Source organism: Streptomyces sp. NPDC000594, from assembly GCF_040299965.1.
Classification (GTDB): Bacteria; Actinomycetota; Actinomycetes; order Streptomycetales; family Streptomycetaceae; genus Streptomyces.
Genome location: NZ_JBEPCY010000024.1, coordinates 74,707 through 90,086, shown reverse-complemented (window position 1 = coordinate 90,086; position 15,380 = coordinate 74,707). Strand labels below are relative to the sequence as shown.

Genomic DNA, 15,380 nt, shown 5'->3' with positions numbered 1-15,380 from the left:
GGCATCGGCGGGGGCGGTACGGGTCAGCTGTCGAAGTCGACCGTCAGGGTGTCCGAGACCGGATACGACTGGCAGGTCAGCACATACCCCGCGTCGACCTCGGCCGGGTCGAGGGCGTAGTTGCGGCGCATATCGGCCGTACCGGTGGTGACCAGGGCGCGGCAGGTGCCGCAGACGCCGCCCTTGCAGGCGAAGGGGAGGTCGGGGCGGGTCCTCTGGGCGCCGTCCAGGATGCTGCCGCCCCGGGGGAGGGGCGAGGTGGTGGAGCGGCCGTCGAGGGTGACGGTGACCTGGCTGACCGGGCCCGCCGCGACGGCCTCCTCGTGGTGCGTCTGCCGTACGGGCTCGTCGTCGGCGTAGAAGAGTTCCTGGTGGACGCGGTCGTCGGGGACGCCGAGACCGGCCAGGACCCGCTGGGCGTCGCGGACCATGCCGTGCGGGCCGCACAGCCACCAGTGGTCGGCGGCCTCCACATCGACCAGTGAGTCGATGAGCACCGAGAGCCGGTCCGCGTCGAGGCGGCCGGAGAGCACCTCGGCCTCCCGGGGCTCACGGGAGAGCACATGGGCGAGGTGGAAGCGGCCCGGATAGAGATCCTTCACATCGGCCAGCTCATCGGCGAACATCACCGTGCCGGTGCGCCGGTTCCCGTAGAAGAGCGTGACGGTGGAGCGGGAGTCCGCCGCCAGGACCGACTCGGCGATGGAGAGCATGGGGGTGATGCCCGAGCCCGCCGCGATCAGCACATGGTGCCCGGCGGTGGTGAGATCGGGGGTGAAGACACCAGTGGGAGCCATCACCTCGACGGTGTCACCGGGGCGTATCCCGTGCACCAGCCAGGAGGAGAAGAGCCCGCCGGGCACCACCCGTACCCCGATGCGCGGGGAGGATCCGGCGGCGGAGCAGATGGAGTACGAGCGGCGCTCGTCCCGGCCGTCGATCTCGCGCCGGAGGGTGAGGGACTGGCCGGGGGCGAAGGCGAACTCGGGGCCCAGCTCGGCCGGTATCTCGAAGCCTATGGCGGCGGCGTCCTCGCACAGGGGCTGGACACCGGCGACCCGCAGGGAGTGGAAGACCGGACGGCGGCGGGTACGCGGCAGGGCCGCCGGGTCGTGGATCACGTTTGCCATCAGATCTCCTTGAGGTACTCGAACGGCTCGCGGCAGGCACGGCAGCGCCACAGCGCCTTGCAGGCCGTCGCGGCGAAGCGGGAGGTCTCCTCGGTCTCCCCCGAAGCGCAGCGGGGGCACGGCACCGTGCGCCGGGTCGGGGCCAGCACCAGGGGCACCGGTCCCGAGGGGCGGCCGGGCGCGGCCCCCGGCGGGGCGATGCCGTGCTCGGCGAGCTTGCGGCGGCCCGCCGGGGTGATCCAGTCGCTGGTCCAGGGCGGGGAGAGCACGGTACGGATCTCCACCCGCTCATACCCCGCGTCGCGCAGCCGGGCGGCCACATCGGCCCGCATCTCGGCGATGGCCGGACAGCCCGAGTAGGTCGGGGTGAGGCTCGCGACCACCGCGCCCTCGGGGGTGACCTCGACATCGCGGAGTACGCCGAGGTCGGCCAGGGTGAGCATGGGCAGCTCGGGGTCGGGCACCTGTCCCGCGATCCGCCGGGCGTGGTCCGTGGTGGGCGGGGCGGTCACCATGTCGCCTCCGGGTGGGCGCGGGCCACGCTCTGCAACTCGGCGATGAGCGGGGCGAGATGAGCGGTGTGGTCGCCGTCCCGCCCGGCGCCCGGCAGGGGACGGGCCGCCGGCCGGGGCAGCCCGGTCTCCTCGGCGATCCGCTCCAGGACCGCGGTGACCTCGTCCCGTACGTCGTACGCCGCGAACAGCTCGTCCAGATACGGGGCGGTCCGCTCCAGGGCGGTGACCATCCGGCGGTGGGACTCCTCGGTGCCGTCGCCCAGCCGTACCGCCCACTGGGCCGCGTACTGGCGGTGGTACGTCAGCTCCTGCACGCCCTTCGCCGCGACGGCCGCCAGGACCGGGTCGGGGTGCGAGGCGAGCGCCTGGAAGTGGGCGAGCCGCCAGCTGGAGAGGACCAGCAGCCGGGTGATGGAGAAGGCGAAGTCGCCGCAGGGGAGTTCGGCCAGCCGGACATTGCGGAACTCCCGCGCGTCCCGGAAGTAGGCGTACGCGTCCTCGCCGCGCCCGCTGCCGTCCACCTGTCCGGCGCGGGCGTAGAGCAGCCGGGCCTGGCCGAGCAGGTCGAGCCCGATATTGGCCAGCGCCACCTCCTCCTCCAGCTCGGGCGCGCGGGTGGTCCACTCGGCCAGCCGCTGGGCGCTGATCAGGGCGTCGTCGCCGAGGGCGACGCACTGGGCGGCCAGCTCCCCGGCGTCCACCCCCTCGGGCACGGCGGTGTCCACACCGTGCAGGGGGTCCTCGAAGCCGGTGCCGTACGCCCAGCGGGCATCGTCCTCGTGTCCCTCGGCGAGGGCGAGATACAGATGGTCGTCGCTCATGCCCTGCTCCTCGGCTGCGGTGGGCCCCTGCTCCTCAGATATGGGGGACATCATCGGGTATGTCGTAGAAGGTCGGGTGGCGATAGACCTTGTCGGCGCTGGGGGCGAAGAACGGGTCCTTCTCGTCGCGGGTGGAGGCGGCGATGTGCTCCGAGCGGACCACCCAGAGGGAGACGCCCTCATTGCGCCGGGTGTAGAGATCGCGGGCGTGGGTGAGGGCCATGGCGTCGTCCGCGGCGTGCAGCGAGCCCACATGGACGTGGTTCAGCCCGCGCTTGCCGCGGACGAAGACCTCGTAGAGCGGCCAGCCGCCCGGGGATGCGGTGCTCATGCCGCCGTCTCCTTCTCTGTCCGTTCTTCTGTTCGGGTGCCGTGGGCTGCCCGGGCCGCCTCCTTGGCCGCCCGTGCGGCGGCGGCCTCACGGACCCAGGCGCCCTCCTCATGGGCGGTGCGCCGCCGTGCCACCCGCTCGTCGTTGCACGGGCCGTCGCCCCTGATGACCCGCTGGAGCTCCGACCAGTCGGGGGTGCCGAAGTCATGGCGGCCCCGCTCCTCGTTCCAGCGCAGCTCGGGGTCGGGCAGGGTCACACCGAGCTTCCGGGCCTGCGGGACGGTCATGTCCACGAAGCGCTGGCGGAGTTCGTCGTTGCTGTGACGCTTGATCTTCCAGGCCATCGAGGCGGCCGAGTTCGGCGAGTCCCCGTCGGGCGGGCCGAACATCATCAGCGACGGCCACCACCAGCGGTCCACCGCGTCCTGCACCATCTCCCGCTGGGCCGGGGTGCCGCGCGCCATCGTCATCAGCAGCTCATAGCCCTGGCGCTGGTGGAAGGACTCCTCCTTGCAGATCCGCACCATCGCGCGCGCGTAGGGCCCGTACGAACTCCGGCACAGGGGGACCTGGTTGCAGATGGCCGCGCCGTCCACGAACCAGCCGATCACCCCGATATCGGCGAAGGTGGTGGTGGGGTAGTTGAAGATCGAGGAGTACTTCTGGCGGCCGTCGATCAGCCGCTGGGTGAGGTCCGCCCGGTCGGCGCCGAGGGTCTCGGCGGCCGAGTAGAGATACAGACCGTGCCCGGCCTCGTCCTGGACCTTCGCGAACAGGATGGCCTTGCGGCGCAGGGACGGCGCGCGGGTGATCCACTCGCCCTCGGGCTGCATGCCGATGATCTCCGAGTGGGCGTGCTGGGCGATCTGCCGGACCAGCGTCCTGCGGTATCCGTCCGGCATCCAGTCGCGCGGTTCTATCCGCTGGTCACGCGCGATCGTCGTATCGAACTGCTCCTGGAGCGGTGCGTCCCCGGTGTGTGGCGTGGTCATCGAAACCGTCCCCTACCGATCGTTCGGTTGGCATCAGTGTGGCGCCTTTCCTCCGGCCGGGCAAGACCTGGCCGGGCAAGACCTGGCCGGGCTCGACCTTGTCGGGCGGGATCCGGTCGCTCGGGCCCGGTCGCTCGGGCCCTGGCCCCTGGAGCCCTGGCCGCCGGGGATCCGGCCCTTCCTCCGGTCATGCCCGCTCCACCAGCATCGCGACGCCCTGCCCCACACCCACACAGAGCGTGGCCAGGCCCAGCCGGGCGTCCTCGCGCTCCAGCCGGCCGATGAGGGTGAGCAGGATCCGGGCGCCGGAGCAGCCCAGCGGATGCCCCAGCGCGATGGCACCGCCGTCGGCGTTGACCCTCTCCTCGTCCAGCTTCAGCCGCCGGATCACGGCCAGCGCCTGGACGGCGAACGCCTCGTTCAGCTCGACCGCGTCCAGATCGGCGGCCGTCCGGCCGGCCCGGGCGAGCGCCTTCTCGGTGGCGGGCACCGGTCCGAGGCCCATCAGCTGCGGCTGGACACCGGCGGACGCGGAGGTGACGATCCGGGCCCGGGGTGTGAGCCCGTACCGCCGTACGGCCTCGGCGCTCGCCACCACCAGCGCGGCGGCGCCGTCGGAGAGCGGCGAGGCGGAACCGGCGGTGACCACGCCGTCCGGCCGGAAGATGGTCCGCAGGCCACCCAGCCGCTCCAGGGTGGTGGTGGGGCGCGGCCCCTCGTCGCGGGTCACGGTGGTGTCGCCCACGGGCACCCCCACGATCTCGCGCTCGAAGCGCCCGGCCTCCTGGGCGGCGACGGCCCGTCGATGGCTGCGGAGCGCGAAGGCGTCGGACGCGTCGCGGGTGATGCCGTCCAGCGCGGCGACCTCCTCGGCGGTCTCGCCCATCGACAGGGTGATCCGCACGGTCTCCGGCCCGGCGCCGGCGGGCACCGCGCGGTCCGCCGCCGTGAAGCGCGGATGGGTGAACCGCCAGCCCAGCGAGGTGTCGTGGACCTCTCCCGGCTTGGCCCACGGGGTCCCCGGCTTGGCCATCACCCAGGGCGCGCGGGTCATCGACTCCACCCCGCCCGCCACCACGACCTGGGCCTCGCCGGAGCGGATCGCCTGGGCGGCGGAGGCCACGGCGGTCAGGCCCGAGGCGCAGAGCCGGTTGACGGTGTAGCCGGGCACGGTGTGCGGGAGCCCGGCGAGCAGGACCGCCATCCGCGCGACATCGCGGTTGTCCTCGCCCGCCTGGTTGGCGGCCCCGAGGATCACCTCGTCCACGGCCTCGCCCGGAACGCCCGCGCGCCGGACGGCCTCGCCGACCACCAGGGCCGCCAGGTCGTCGGGGCGGACCGTGGCCAGCGCACCGCCGTAGCGGCCCTGGGGGGTACGGGCGCCGTCGATCAGGAAGACCTCGTCAGACATGGGCGGACTCCTCAGCGGGTACGGACCGCCGTCGGCCAGAGGGAATCGGGGGCATCTGTTCCACCTCTTGACAGGCAGCGGGGTGGCTGGATTACTGGGCGTGGCGCAAGCTAACCGAATGTTCGGTCGGGAGGCAAGGTCCGGGACACCCGGACACCCGGACACCGGGACACGGCGTTGGAAGCACGGCGCCGGAACACGGCGGGGGAGCGGGCCCGGCACCCGCCCCGCAGCGAGAGGCGCGACGGTGACCAGGACACCGAGCACGACGACAAGGGAGTCGCGATGAGCACCGAACCGACGGCCGTGGCGGGCCCCGGGATCCTCCCCGGCCCCCTCCGGGGAGCGGCGATCCCTCCCGGCCTGCTGGACGACGCCGAGCGGCTGACCCGCGCACAGCTGGCGGAGCTCCAGCTCGACCGGTTGCGCGCCACCCTGCGGCACGCCTACGACCACGTGGAGCTGTACCGCGCCCGATTCGACGAGGCCGGGATCAGGCCCGACGACTGCCGCTCCCTCCGGGATCTCTCCCGGTTCCCCTTCACCACCAAGGCCGATCTGCGGGACACCTATCCGTTCGGGATGTTCGCCGTCCCGATGGCGGATGTCCGGCGGGTCCACGCCTCCAGTGGCACCACCGGCCGTCCCACCGTCGTGGGCTACACGGACAACGACCTCTCCCTGTGGGCGGATGTGATCGCCCGCTCCATCCGGGCGGCGGGCGGCCGCCCCGGCCACAAGGTGCACATCTCCTACGGCTACGGCCTGTTCACCGGAGGTCTCGGCGCCCACTACGGCGCCGAGCGGGCCGGCTGCACCGTGATACCGGCCTCCGGTGGCATGACCGCCCGCCAGGTGCAGATCATCCAGGACTTCCGCCCCGAGATCATCATGATCACCCCCTCCTACATGCTCACCCTCCTCGACGAGTTCGAGAAGCAGGGGATCGACCCGCGTACCAGCTCCCTGGAGGTGGGCATCTTCGGCGCGGAGCCCTGGACGGAGGAGATGCGCCGCGAGATCGAGGAGCGCGCCGGCATCCACGCCGTCGACATCTACGGTCTCTCGGAGGTGATCGGCCCCGGTGTCGCCCAGGAGTGCGTGGAGACCAAGGACGGGCTGCATGTGTGGGAGGACCACTTCTACCCCGAGGTGGTCGACCCGCTCACCGGCGAGGCGCTGCCCGACGGCGAGGAGGGCGAACTCGTCTTCACCTCCCTCACCAAGGAGGCACTGCCCGTCATCCGCTACCGCACCCGCGATCTGACCCGGCTGCTGCCCGGCACCGCGCGGCCCGCCTTCCGCCGGATCCAGAAGATCACCGGCCGCTGCGACGACATGATCATCCTGAGGGGGGTGAATGTCTTCCCCAGCCAGATCGAGGAGATCGTGCTGCGCACCCCGGGTGTCGCCCCGCACTTCCGGATCGAGCTGACCCGCCGGGGCCGGATGGACCATATGACCGTCCTGGTCGAGGCGCGGCCCCAGGCCGGCCCCGGGCAGCGGGAGGAGGCCGCCCGGTCCATCGCCCGGAGCGTCAAGGACGGGGTGGGGATCACCGTGGAGGTGCGGATCGTCGACCCGGAGACCCTGGAGCGCTCCCTCGGCAAGATCCGCCGGATCAAGGACCTGCGCGGGGAGTGACGCCCGGCGGTCCTGGGGGTCCCGGCGGGCGCGGCCTCTCGCGCGCCCCCGGCCTCCGGGCCTCCGCCGCGCGCCTCAGCCCCTCCGGCGTACTCGTACCCCTTCCCGCAGGTCCCGGCCCTTCCGTGCGGGTGTCGCGATCGAGCACCATGGCATGATCGCGAAGGAGGCGGTTCATGGCCGGTACCCCCGACATCCTGGAACACGGCGAACGGTTCCAGGCGCTGGTCTCCGACGCGTTCGCCCCCCTGCGCGTCCGCCCCGACCCATCCGCCGAGGCCCACGGCCCCGCCCCCGCACTCCACAGCGCCAGGCCGGGCCAGGTCCTGGTCACCAGGATCACCGGCGGCCCCTGCACGGTGCTGCGCACCCCCTCACTCATCGGCTCGGGCGACCGGGAGCTGGTGAAGGTCGCGCTGTACGGGAGCGGGCGCGCCGGCGTCGAACAGGACGGCCGCCAGTGTCTGACGGCCCCCGGCGACCTCGTCCTCTACGAGACCGCGCGACCCTACCGGCTGCGCTTCTGGGACTCCTTCGACCTGGTCGTCCTCGGTATCCCGCGCACCCTGCTGGGCCCGCACACCGATCGGCTGGCCGCCCGCACCGCTGCGGCGGTGCCGACCGACGGCGGCGGCAGAAGGCTCGCGGCGGCGCTCCTCCGGGACGCGGCGGGGGACCTCGACGCCTGTGGCGGCAGCGGGGGACCCCATCTGGCCGACGCGCTCGTCTCCGTCGTCCTGACCGCGCTGGCCGAACAGCCCGTGGAGCTGCGCCCCGCCGACGACCTCGGCGAACGCATCCTCACCTACTGCCTCGGCCGTCTCGGTGACCCCCGGCTGTCCCCGGAGTCGGTGGCCCGTGCCCACCATGTCTCGGTGCGCTATCTCCACAAGGTCCTGCGGCGGCGCGGGGTGACGCTCGCCTCCTGGCTGCGGGCCCGCAGACTGGAGCGCATCCGCCGGGACCTGGCGGATCCGGCCCTGGCCGACCGCAGTGTCTCGGCCATCGCCGCGGGCTGGGGCCTCCTCGACGCCACACACCTCAGCCGCGCCCTGCGCGCGGAATGCGGGCAGAGCGCGGCCGAGATCCGCCGGGCGGCGGGGGTACGCCCCGCCGTCCGCACCCCGCGGGGCGCGCCACGGGAGTGACGGGGAGCGCCCACCTTCGCTAAAGCGCCCTGCTGTGCCCCGCCCTCCCTACGGCGCAGCGCTCAGCCAGGTGGCGGACGGGTCGTACCCCGGGTCGGCCAGCATCGTGTGCAGCTGGCGCCGGCGGACCCCGAGATTCCCCCCGTCGAACAGCGGGTAGACCAGCGCGTCCTGGAGGATCCCGGCGAGCGGGTTCTCATGGCTGTAGCTGTCCATGCCGACGACCCGCATCAGATCGGTGATGACCCGTACCGCCGTCTCCGAGCCGAAGATCTTCGCGTGCAGGGCGAGTTCCACCGCCCCCGGGCTCCCGGTGTCCAGGGCGTGACAGGCCCGCCAGGACAGCGAACGTACCGCCTCCATCGCCGACTTGGCGTCCGCGAGGGCATAGCCGACCGCCTGGTGGTCGATGATCGGCACCGCGCCCGCCCGCCGCTCCCGCCGGGCGAAGTCGAGCGCGAACTCGAACGCCGCACGCATCTTGGCCAGCGCGAACACCCCCACCAGCGCGGCCGTCGGGACAAAGCTGCCCGCGACGATCTCCCGCCCGGCCCCCGGCGCGCCGAGGACATGGCCCCTCGGTACCCGTACATCGCGCAGGGTGATCGTGGGCGTCTGATGGGCCCGGTGGCCGAGCAGATCGAGGCTGGTGTCCAGGGTGAGACCGGGTACGGGGCCGGGGACCAGCAGCACCGACAGCGCCCGCTCCGGCGGCGCGTCCCGGTCGGTACGGCAGACGACGGCCAGCAGATCGGGGCCCTCGCCGTCCCAGCCACCGGCGCTGGAGACCCACTTCTTCGCGCCGTTGACGACCCACTCATCGCGCTCCTCGTCCAGGACCGCGGTGGTACGGATGCCTTCGGCGGGCGCCGGGGCGTCGTAGTTGGCGCTCCCGCCCGGCTCGCTGAACGCGAACGCGGCGAGGGGTGCGCCCGAGGGCTCCAGAAAGCGGCCGAAGTGCTCGCGCAGCTGCTCGGGGCTGCCGGCCGCCATCAGGGGGGTGAGACCGAGGGTGACCGCGAAGAGGGTGAGGGAGACATTGGCGTCGACGGCGATGAACTCCTCCGCGACCAGGGCGAAGTCCACCATGCCCCGGCTCTCCCCACCGAGCGGGGCGGGCAGGATCCGGCGCAGCCAGCCGTCGGCGACGACCTGTTCGTAGAGGGGCCGGGTCGCCTGCCAGCGCGCCTCGGGGTCGGGGAGGTGCCGGGTGGCGGGGCCGACCTCGGTGAGGACCCGCCGGGCGAAGTCCCGGGCCTCCTGGCGGAGCTGTCGCTGTTCGGGGGTGAGGGTGAAGTCGATGGCCATGCTGGGTGCTCCTCGTTCGGTGCGCCGTGGGGCGGCGCGTCAACTCCGCCGGGGCCCGGTCCCGTACGCCCACGTGCCCGTGCGCCCGTGCTCGTGCCCGTGCCCGTACGTGTACCGGGGCCGTACGCCTGCCTCAGATCCGGCTGGTCCAGACGCTCTTGATCTCGGTGTACGCCTCGATGGCCGCCCAGCCCATCTCCCGGCCCAGGCCGGAGGACTTCATCCCGCCCCAGGCCGCGGCGGCGTCGAGACCCTGCATCATGTTGATCCACACCGTGCCCGCCTTGATCTGCCGGGCCAGCCGGTTGGCGGTGCCGATGTCCCGTGACCAGACCGCGGCGGCCAGCCCGTACGCCGAGTCGTTGGCGAGCCCCACCAGTTCCTCCGGATCCTCGTACGGCAGCACCGCGAGGACCGGACCGAAGATCTCCTCCCGGGCTATCCGCATCTCCTGCCGCACCCCGGCGAAGACGGTCGGCTCATGGAAGAAGCCGGGGGCCAGCTCACCGCCGGGACGGCCGCCGCCGGTCAGCAGCTCGGCGCCCTCCTCGCGGCCCAGCTCCACATAGCGGACGGTCTGTTCGAGCTGCTCGGCCGAGACCAGCGGCCCGAGATGGGTGTCGGGGTGGAGGCCGTCCCCGAGCCGGAGCGAACCGGCCGCCGTCGCGAGCTTCTCGGCGAACTCGTCATGGCGCTTCCCGTCGACATAGAAGCGGGTGTACGCGGCGCACACCTGGCCCGAGTTGAGGAGCCCGCCCAGGAGATTGCCCTGGACGGCCGCGTCGATGTCGGCGTCGGCCGTGATGACGCTCGGCGCCTTCCCGCCCAGCTCCAGGGAGACCTTCTTCAGGGTCCGGCCGCACTCCGCGCCGATCTCCCGCCCGGCGGTGGTGGACCCGGTGAAGGAGATCTTCCTGACCAGCGGATGACGGACCAGCGCCCGGCCGGTCTCCGGGCCGCCGGTGACGACATTGACCACTCCGGCGGGGACCCCGGCCTCCTCGATCAGCTCGGCCAGCCGCAGCGCGGAGAGCGGGGTCTGCTCGGCCGGTTTGATCACCACGGTGTTGCCGGTGGCGAGCGCGGGGGCGAGCTTCCACACCAGGATCATCAGCGGGAAGTTCCAGGGGGTGATCAGCCCGCAGACGCCCAGGGGCTCCCGTACCGAGCGGTAGTCGGTGTCCGGGACCGACAGGGGTGCCGTCACTCCGGTGATCTTGGTGACCCAGCCCGCGTAGTAGCGGAAGTGCTCGACGGCGTTGGGCACCGAGAAACCGGCGCTCACCCCGAGCGGCTGCCCCTGGTCCCGGGTCTCCAGCCGGGCCATCTCGTCGGCGTGCTCCTCCAGCAGGTCCGCGACCCGCAGCAGCAGCCTCGCCCGTGCGGCGGGCAGCAGCCCGCCCCACGCGGGGGAGGTGAACGCGGCGTCCGCCGCCCGTACCGCCGCGTCCACATCGGCCTCGGTGGCCTCGGGAACCTCGGCGATGACCTCCCCCGTCGCGGGGTTCAGCGTGGGAAAGGCGGTACCGCTCCCGGCGGTCCACTCGCCGCCTATGAGCATGTCGGTGCGCATGTGGTGTCTCTCCCTCGGAGGTGGGCCCACCGGCGAGGGGAGCGGACGGGCTCCCGCCGACGGGGCTCGGTGTGAGGGAAAGCTAGACCGGCGCACCGGCCGCGGCTCGCCACTGGGCGCACGAACAGTCGCCCGGGAGCGCACGATCACGGTCCGCGCGGAGCGCGGTGGGAGGGCGGTACGGGGAGCCCGGCCGGGTGGCGCGGTCCGGTGGCGCGGTCCGGTGGCGCGGTCCGGAAACGCCGACAGGTGCGGGCGGGCCGGTCCGTCGCCGTGGTGTTCAGCGAGGGGACGAGGCCGCCCGCACCTGTCGGTGCCGCGGGGTCAGGAACGGGGCTGTGCCGCCCGGGTGGTGGAGGTGCGACGGCCGCTGCCACCGCGGCGGCGGCCGGCGGTGCGGTCGGCCCCGCCGGTGGTGCCACGGCCCGAGGCCGGGTCGCCCGCCGTGCTCCGGGCCGAGCCGCCGCGTCCGCCGGAGGCGGGGGCGTCACCGGAGGCGGCCGAACCGGCCAGCCGCCGGGTGCCCCGCCCCTGCGTCGCGGTGGTGGCACCGGCCGGGGAGCCGGTTCCGCCACCGCCACCGCGGCGTCGGCGGCCGGCCCGCCGACCGGCCTCGGCGCCCGGTCGGGCCGACTTCGGCGGGGTGGGCTGGGGCACCTCGATGGTGACGGCCACACCCGACGGCTCACGCGCGCCGGTGATGGTGGCCAGCTCCGCGTCGCTCGATGTGATGCGGGCGGTACGGGGACGGATCCCCGCATCCGACATCAGCCGGGTGACCTCGCGCTTCTGCTCGGGCAGCACCAGGGTGACCACACTTCCGGAGCCACCGGCGCGGGCCGTGCGGCCACCTCGGTGGAGGTAGTCCTTGTGGTCGGTCGGGGGATCGACGTTCACCACCAGGTCGAGATCGTCGACATGGATGCCCCGGGCCGCGACATTCGTCGCCACCAACGCGGTGACCTGGCCGTTCTTGAACTGCTCCAGGGTGCGGTTCCGCTGCGGCTGGGACCGGCCGCCATGGAGCGCCGCCGCGCGGACACCGGCGGCCAGCAGCCGCTTGGCGAGCCGGTCGGCGGACCGCTTGGTGTCCAGGAAGAGGATGACCCGGCCGTCACGTGCCGCTATGCGCGTGGTGACGGCCTTCTTGTCGGTCTCGTCCTGGATGTGCAGGACATGGTGCTCCATCGTGGTCACCGCGCCCGCGGACGGGTCCACGGAGTGCACGACGGGGTCGCTCAGGAAGCGCTGCACCAGACGGTCGATATTGCGGTCCAGGGTGGCCGAGAAGAGCAGCCGCTGTCCGTCCGGCCGCACCTGCTGGATCAGCCGGGTGATCTGCGGCAGGAAGCCCATGTCGGTCATCTGGTCGGCCTCGTCCAGCACCGTGATGCGCACCTGGGCGAGCGTGCAGTCGCCACGCTCGACGAGGTCGTTGAGCCGGCCGGGGGTCGCCACGACGACCTCGGCGCCCCGGCGGAGCGCACCGGCCTGCTTGGTGATGGAGAGCCCGCCGACCGCGGTGGCCAGCCGGAGGTTCACGGCCGTCGCGTAGGGGGTCAGCGCGTCGGACACCTGCTGGGCGAGTTCCCGGGTGGGCACCAGGACCAGGGCGAGCGGCGCCTTGGGCTCCGCGCGCAGTCCGGAGGTGCGGGCCAGGAGCGCCAGCCCGAAGGCCAGGGTCTTGCCGGAGCCGGTCCGTCCGCGTCCCAGCAGATCACGGCCGGCCAGCGAATTGGGCAGCGTGGCACCCTGAATGGGGAACGGAGTGGTCACGCCCTGTGATGTGAGCGTCTTCAGCAGTCCTGCGGGCATGTCCAGAGCAGCGAAGTCCTCGACAGCGGGAAGTGCGGGTGTGCTGCTTTCCGGCAGGCGGAATTCGCTGGGCACTGACGCGGGTCGCCGGGGTGACGAGGCGCGCTGGTTTGATTTCGGGGACCTGCGGGACATGCCGTTTATCTGCCTTCCTGGAAACAGCGCAAACCGGGGTCCGCACCATGACGGTGCGGACCCCGGTGAGGGAATACGCGTCCGGCCGATTAGGCGGGGACGATGTTCTCCGCCTGCGGGCCCTTCTGGCCCTGCGTGACGTCGAAGGAGACCCGCTGGCCCTCCTGGAGCTCACGGAAGCCCTGGGTCGCGATGTTCGAGTAGTGGGCGAAGACGTCGGGGCCGCCGCCGTCCTGCTCGATGAAGCCGAAGCCCTTTTCAGCGTTGAACCACTTCACAGTTCCCTGTGCCATGACATTCTCCTTGTGTAGAGCAGAGGCCCCATCCGGAGATGCCGGAAACAAAAATGCGCCTGAAGGATAAACATTCCCGTCAGGCGCACATAGGTTCATGGGTACCAAAACTGCAACGGAAGAACCGTAGCACACTTCGGCGGGCTGTGTGGATCATCAGCCGCGCCCGAGCGGGGGCATTCCCTCGAACGGATGACTACCGAGGGTCACGGTGAGACGCCCTTCCCCGCCCGTCGGCCCGACGGGCGGGGAAAGCACCCGGGAGGCGGCATCCGAGGGAGGGAACGGGCGGGGGAACGGGCGGGGCGGCGGCGGGAAGGGTGGCCCCTCGGTGGACTCAGCGGACCACCGCGTACGCCTGCTCCCCGCGCGGGCTCGCGGCGGCCAGCACACCGCCGTGCTCGTCCACCCCGGTGGCGCAGACCTTCCCCAAAGAGAGGGGAGCCACCACCTTCAGCCGGTGCCCCCGCCGTGTCAGCTCCTCCAGGGTGCCGGGTGCGAAGCCCTCCTCCAGGACCAGGGTGAGCGGCTCGGAGCGGCGCGGGGTGAAGGAGGTCGGCACATGGTCCGTATGGAAGGTCGCCGCCTCCACCGCCGCCTGCGGCGCCATCCCGAAATCGAGATGGTGGAGGAGGAAGTTCAGCGTCCACTGGTCCTGCTGGTCGCCGCCGGGGGTGCCGAAGGCCAGCCGTGGCCTGCCGTCGCGGAGCAGCAGGGTCGGGCTGAGGGTCGTCCGGGGACGCTTGCCCGGGGCCAGGGTGTTGTTGTGGCCCTCCTCCAGCCAGGCCATCTGTCCCCGGGTGCCGAGCGGAAAGCCCAGCCCCGGCACGACCGGGGAACTCTTCAGCCAGCCCCCGCTGGGCGTGGCGACGACCATATTGCCGTCCCGGTCGGTGGCGCTGACACAGGTGGTGTCCCCCTTGGCCGCCGTGCGCTGGAGCACGGTGGGGATGCCGTCGCCCAGCTGGGAGAGCCAGTCGGGCTCGCCCGGCACCGGGGTGAGATCGCGGACCGGCGGGATCCAGGGCTTCCGGCCGCCGGGGGAGCCGGGCCGCAGCTCTCCGGAGGCATGCGCTCCGATCAGCTCCCGCCGCGCCGCCGTATAGCCGGGGTCCAGGAGTTCCCGTACGGGGACATCGGCATGGTCCGGGTCCCCGTACCAGGCCTCCCGGTCGGCGAAGGCGAGCTTCGCGGACTCCACCACGGTGTGCAGATGGTCCGCGCTCCCGTATCCGGCGGCGGCCAGGTCGTACCCCTCCAACAGGGCCAGCTGCTGGAGGAAGACGGGCCCCTGTGACCAGGGGCCGCACTTGTGGACCTGGTGGCCCCGGTAGTCGAAGGTCACCGCGGGCTCGCTGCCGGCCCGCCAGGAGGCCAGATCGTCGCCGGTGAGCAGGCCGCGATGGCGCCGCCCGGTGGAGTCGATCATCTCGGTGCCGGCCAGGAAGCGGTCGATGGCCTCGGCGACGAAGCCCTGGTAGAAGACGGTGACGGCGGCGTCCGCTTGGCCCTCCCGGTCGTGGGTGGCCGCCCGTGCCTCGTCGAGGATGCGCCGGAAGACGGCGGCCAGTGCCGGGTTGCGCATCCGCTCTCCGGGCCGGGGCACCCGTCCGCCGGGCAGGAAGGTACGCCCGGACTCGGCCCACTCGTCCCGGAAGAGCGGGGCCATCACCTCGATCATCGCCGCCGCCCTGGGGAGCAGCGGATAGCCGTCCTCGGCGTATCCGATGGCGGGCTCCAGCACATCCTCGACCCGGAGCCGGCCGTGGTCGCGCAGCAGCCGCATCCAGGCGCCGAACGCCCCGGGGACACAGGCGGCGAGCAGTCCGGAGCCGGGGACCGCGGCCAGCCCCAGCTCCCGGAAGGCGGCCGGGGTCGCGGCCCGGGGCATGGGTCCCTGCCCGCAGATGACCCGGGTCCGTCCGCTCCCCGCCTCGTACACCATGATCGGCACATCGCCGGCCGGGCCGTTGAGGTGGGGCTCGACGACCTGGCAGACCAGGGCGGCGGCGACGGCGGCGTCGAAGGCGTTGCCGCCGCGGTCGAACATCGCCATCCCGGTCGCGGAGGCCAGCCAGTGGCTGGCGGCGACGGCGCCATGGGTGCCGTGGAGTTCGGGGCGGTGCAGCACGACGGGTCCTTCCGGAGATGGTCGGGCGGTGGGCGGCACGGGCCGTTCCGCCCGTACGGGCTCAAGCGGTGGTACGCGCTGTTCGCGGAGGCACAGGCTGTTCGGGCGGGTACACGCTATTCCGGCGGGTACA

13 protein-coding genes are annotated in these 15,380 nt (G+C 72.8%); 2 read left to right on the top strand and 11 right to left on the bottom strand.

The features are described 5' to 3' along the window. Positions 1-23: 23 nt before the first annotated feature. From paaE to ABT354_RS27005, 6 genes are all read right to left on the bottom strand, one after another. Positions 24-1,130 carry a 1,2-phenylacetyl-CoA epoxidase subunit PaaE gene (gene paaE, locus ABT354_RS27030; protein WP_351498363.1) on the bottom strand — a complete coding sequence of 369 codons (1,107 nt, stop codon included), beginning with the start codon at positions 1,128-1,130 and terminating at the stop codon, positions 24-26. Next, complete coding sequence (paaD, locus tag ABT354_RS27025; RefSeq protein ID WP_351498361.1) at positions 1,130-1,645, bottom strand: 1,2-phenylacetyl-CoA epoxidase subunit PaaD; 516 nt, start codon at positions 1,643-1,645, stop codon at positions 1,130-1,132. Before paaD ends, paaE begins: the two co-directional genes overlap by 1 nt. Next, positions 1,639-2,466 carry a 1,2-phenylacetyl-CoA epoxidase subunit PaaC gene (gene paaC, locus ABT354_RS27020; protein ID WP_351498359.1) on the bottom strand — a complete coding sequence of 276 codons (828 nt, stop codon included), beginning with the start codon at positions 2,464-2,466 and terminating at the stop codon, positions 1,639-1,641. Before paaC ends, paaD begins: the two co-directional genes overlap by 7 nt. Positions 2,467-2,500: 34 nt before the next feature. After that, complete coding sequence (gene paaB / locus ABT354_RS27015; RefSeq protein ID WP_351498357.1) at positions 2,501-2,797, bottom strand: 1,2-phenylacetyl-CoA epoxidase subunit PaaB; 297 nt, start codon at positions 2,795-2,797, stop codon at positions 2,501-2,503. Further along, entirely contained in the window at positions 2,794-3,789 is a 996-nt protein-coding gene (gene paaA / locus ABT354_RS27010) for a 1,2-phenylacetyl-CoA epoxidase subunit PaaA (RefSeq protein ID WP_351498355.1), read from the bottom strand. The genes paaB and paaA overlap by 4 nt, the downstream gene beginning before the upstream one ends. A gap of 187 nt (positions 3,790-3,976) precedes the next feature. After that, a complete protein-coding gene (locus ABT354_RS27005) occupies positions 3,977-5,200 on the bottom strand; it encodes a thiolase family protein (RefSeq protein WP_351498353.1) in 1,224 nt (407 codons plus the stop codon). Between the two features lie 285 nt (positions 5,201-5,485). Between ABT354_RS27005 and paaK the strand changes: the two genes are divergently transcribed. Further along, positions 5,486-6,844 carry a phenylacetate--CoA ligase PaaK gene (gene paaK, locus ABT354_RS27000; protein ID WP_351498351.1) on the top strand — a complete coding sequence of 453 codons (1,359 nt, stop codon included), beginning with the start codon at positions 5,486-5,488 and terminating at the stop codon, positions 6,842-6,844. Positions 6,845-7,020: 176 nt separating this feature from the next. Beyond that, the gene (locus tag ABT354_RS26995; RefSeq protein WP_351498349.1) at positions 7,021-7,992 is read left to right on the top strand and encodes an AraC-like ligand-binding domain-containing protein; all 972 of its coding nucleotides are present in this window, start codon (positions 7,021-7,023) and stop codon (positions 7,990-7,992) included. 48 nt (positions 7,993-8,040) lie between these two features. On the opposite strand, the gene ABT354_RS26990 is transcribed toward ABT354_RS26995, so the two are convergent. From ABT354_RS26990 to ABT354_RS26970, 5 genes are all read right to left on the bottom strand, one after another. Further along, on the bottom strand, positions 8,041-9,300 hold the full coding sequence (locus ABT354_RS26990; RefSeq protein ID WP_351498347.1) for an acyl-CoA dehydrogenase family protein: 1,260 nt from the start codon (positions 9,298-9,300) through the stop codon (positions 8,041-8,043). 133 nt (positions 9,301-9,433) lie between these two features. Next, complete coding sequence (locus ABT354_RS26985; protein ID WP_351498344.1) at positions 9,434-10,873, bottom strand: aldehyde dehydrogenase family protein; 1,440 nt, start codon at positions 10,871-10,873, stop codon at positions 9,434-9,436. A gap of 324 nt (positions 10,874-11,197) precedes the next feature. Next, positions 11,198-12,823: a DEAD/DEAH box helicase gene (locus ABT354_RS26980; RefSeq protein ID WP_351498343.1), complete on the bottom strand. Its 1,626-nt coding sequence runs from the start codon at positions 12,821-12,823 to the stop codon at positions 11,198-11,200. Between the two features lie 89 nt (positions 12,824-12,912). Next, positions 12,913-13,116: a cold-shock protein gene (locus ABT354_RS26975; protein ID WP_030069301.1), complete on the bottom strand. Its 204-nt coding sequence runs from the start codon at positions 13,114-13,116 to the stop codon at positions 12,913-12,915. Between the two features lie 337 nt (positions 13,117-13,453). After that, a complete protein-coding gene (locus ABT354_RS26970) occupies positions 13,454-15,247 on the bottom strand; it encodes a gamma-glutamyltransferase family protein (RefSeq protein WP_351498340.1) in 1,794 nt (597 codons plus the stop codon). Between the last annotated feature and the right edge of the window lie 133 nt (positions 15,248-15,380).

Excerpts from the sequence above, each read along its gene's own strand:
- paaE (WP_351498363.1), bottom strand. The coding sequence starts at position 1,130 with ATGGCAAACGTGATCCACGACCCGGCGGCCCTGCCGCGTACCCGCCGC.
- paaD (WP_351498361.1), bottom strand. The coding sequence starts at position 1,645 with ATGGTGACCGCCCCGCCCACCACGGACCACGCCCGGCGGATCGCGGGA.
- paaC (WP_351498359.1), bottom strand. The coding sequence starts at position 2,466 with ATGAGCGACGACCATCTGTATCTCGCCCTCGCCGAGGGACACGAGGAC.
- paaB (WP_351498357.1), bottom strand. The coding sequence starts at position 2,797 with ATGAGCACCGCATCCCCGGGCGGCTGGCCGCTCTACGAGGTCTTCGTC.
- paaA (WP_351498355.1), bottom strand. The coding sequence starts at position 3,789 with ATGACCACGCCACACACCGGGGACGCACCGCTCCAGGAGCAGTTCGAT.
- ABT354_RS27005 (WP_351498353.1), bottom strand. The coding sequence starts at position 5,200 with ATGTCTGACGAGGTCTTCCTGATCGACGGCGCCCGTACCCCCCAGGGC.
- paaK (WP_351498351.1), top strand. The coding sequence starts at position 5,486 with ATGAGCACCGAACCGACGGCCGTGGCGGGCCCCGGGATCCTCCCCGGC.
- ABT354_RS26995 (WP_351498349.1), top strand. The coding sequence starts at position 7,021 with ATGGCCGGTACCCCCGACATCCTGGAACACGGCGAACGGTTCCAGGCG.
- ABT354_RS26990 (WP_351498347.1), bottom strand. The coding sequence starts at position 9,300 with ATGGCCATCGACTTCACCCTCACCCCCGAACAGCGACAGCTCCGCCAG.
- ABT354_RS26985 (WP_351498344.1), bottom strand. The coding sequence starts at position 10,873 with ATGCGCACCGACATGCTCATAGGCGGCGAGTGGACCGCCGGGAGCGGT.
- ABT354_RS26980 (WP_351498343.1), bottom strand. The coding sequence starts at position 12,823 with ATGTCCCGCAGGTCCCCGAAATCAAACCAGCGCGCCTCGTCACCCCGG.
- ABT354_RS26975 (WP_030069301.1), bottom strand. The coding sequence starts at position 13,116 with ATGGCACAGGGAACTGTGAAGTGGTTCAACGCTGAAAAGGGCTTCGGC.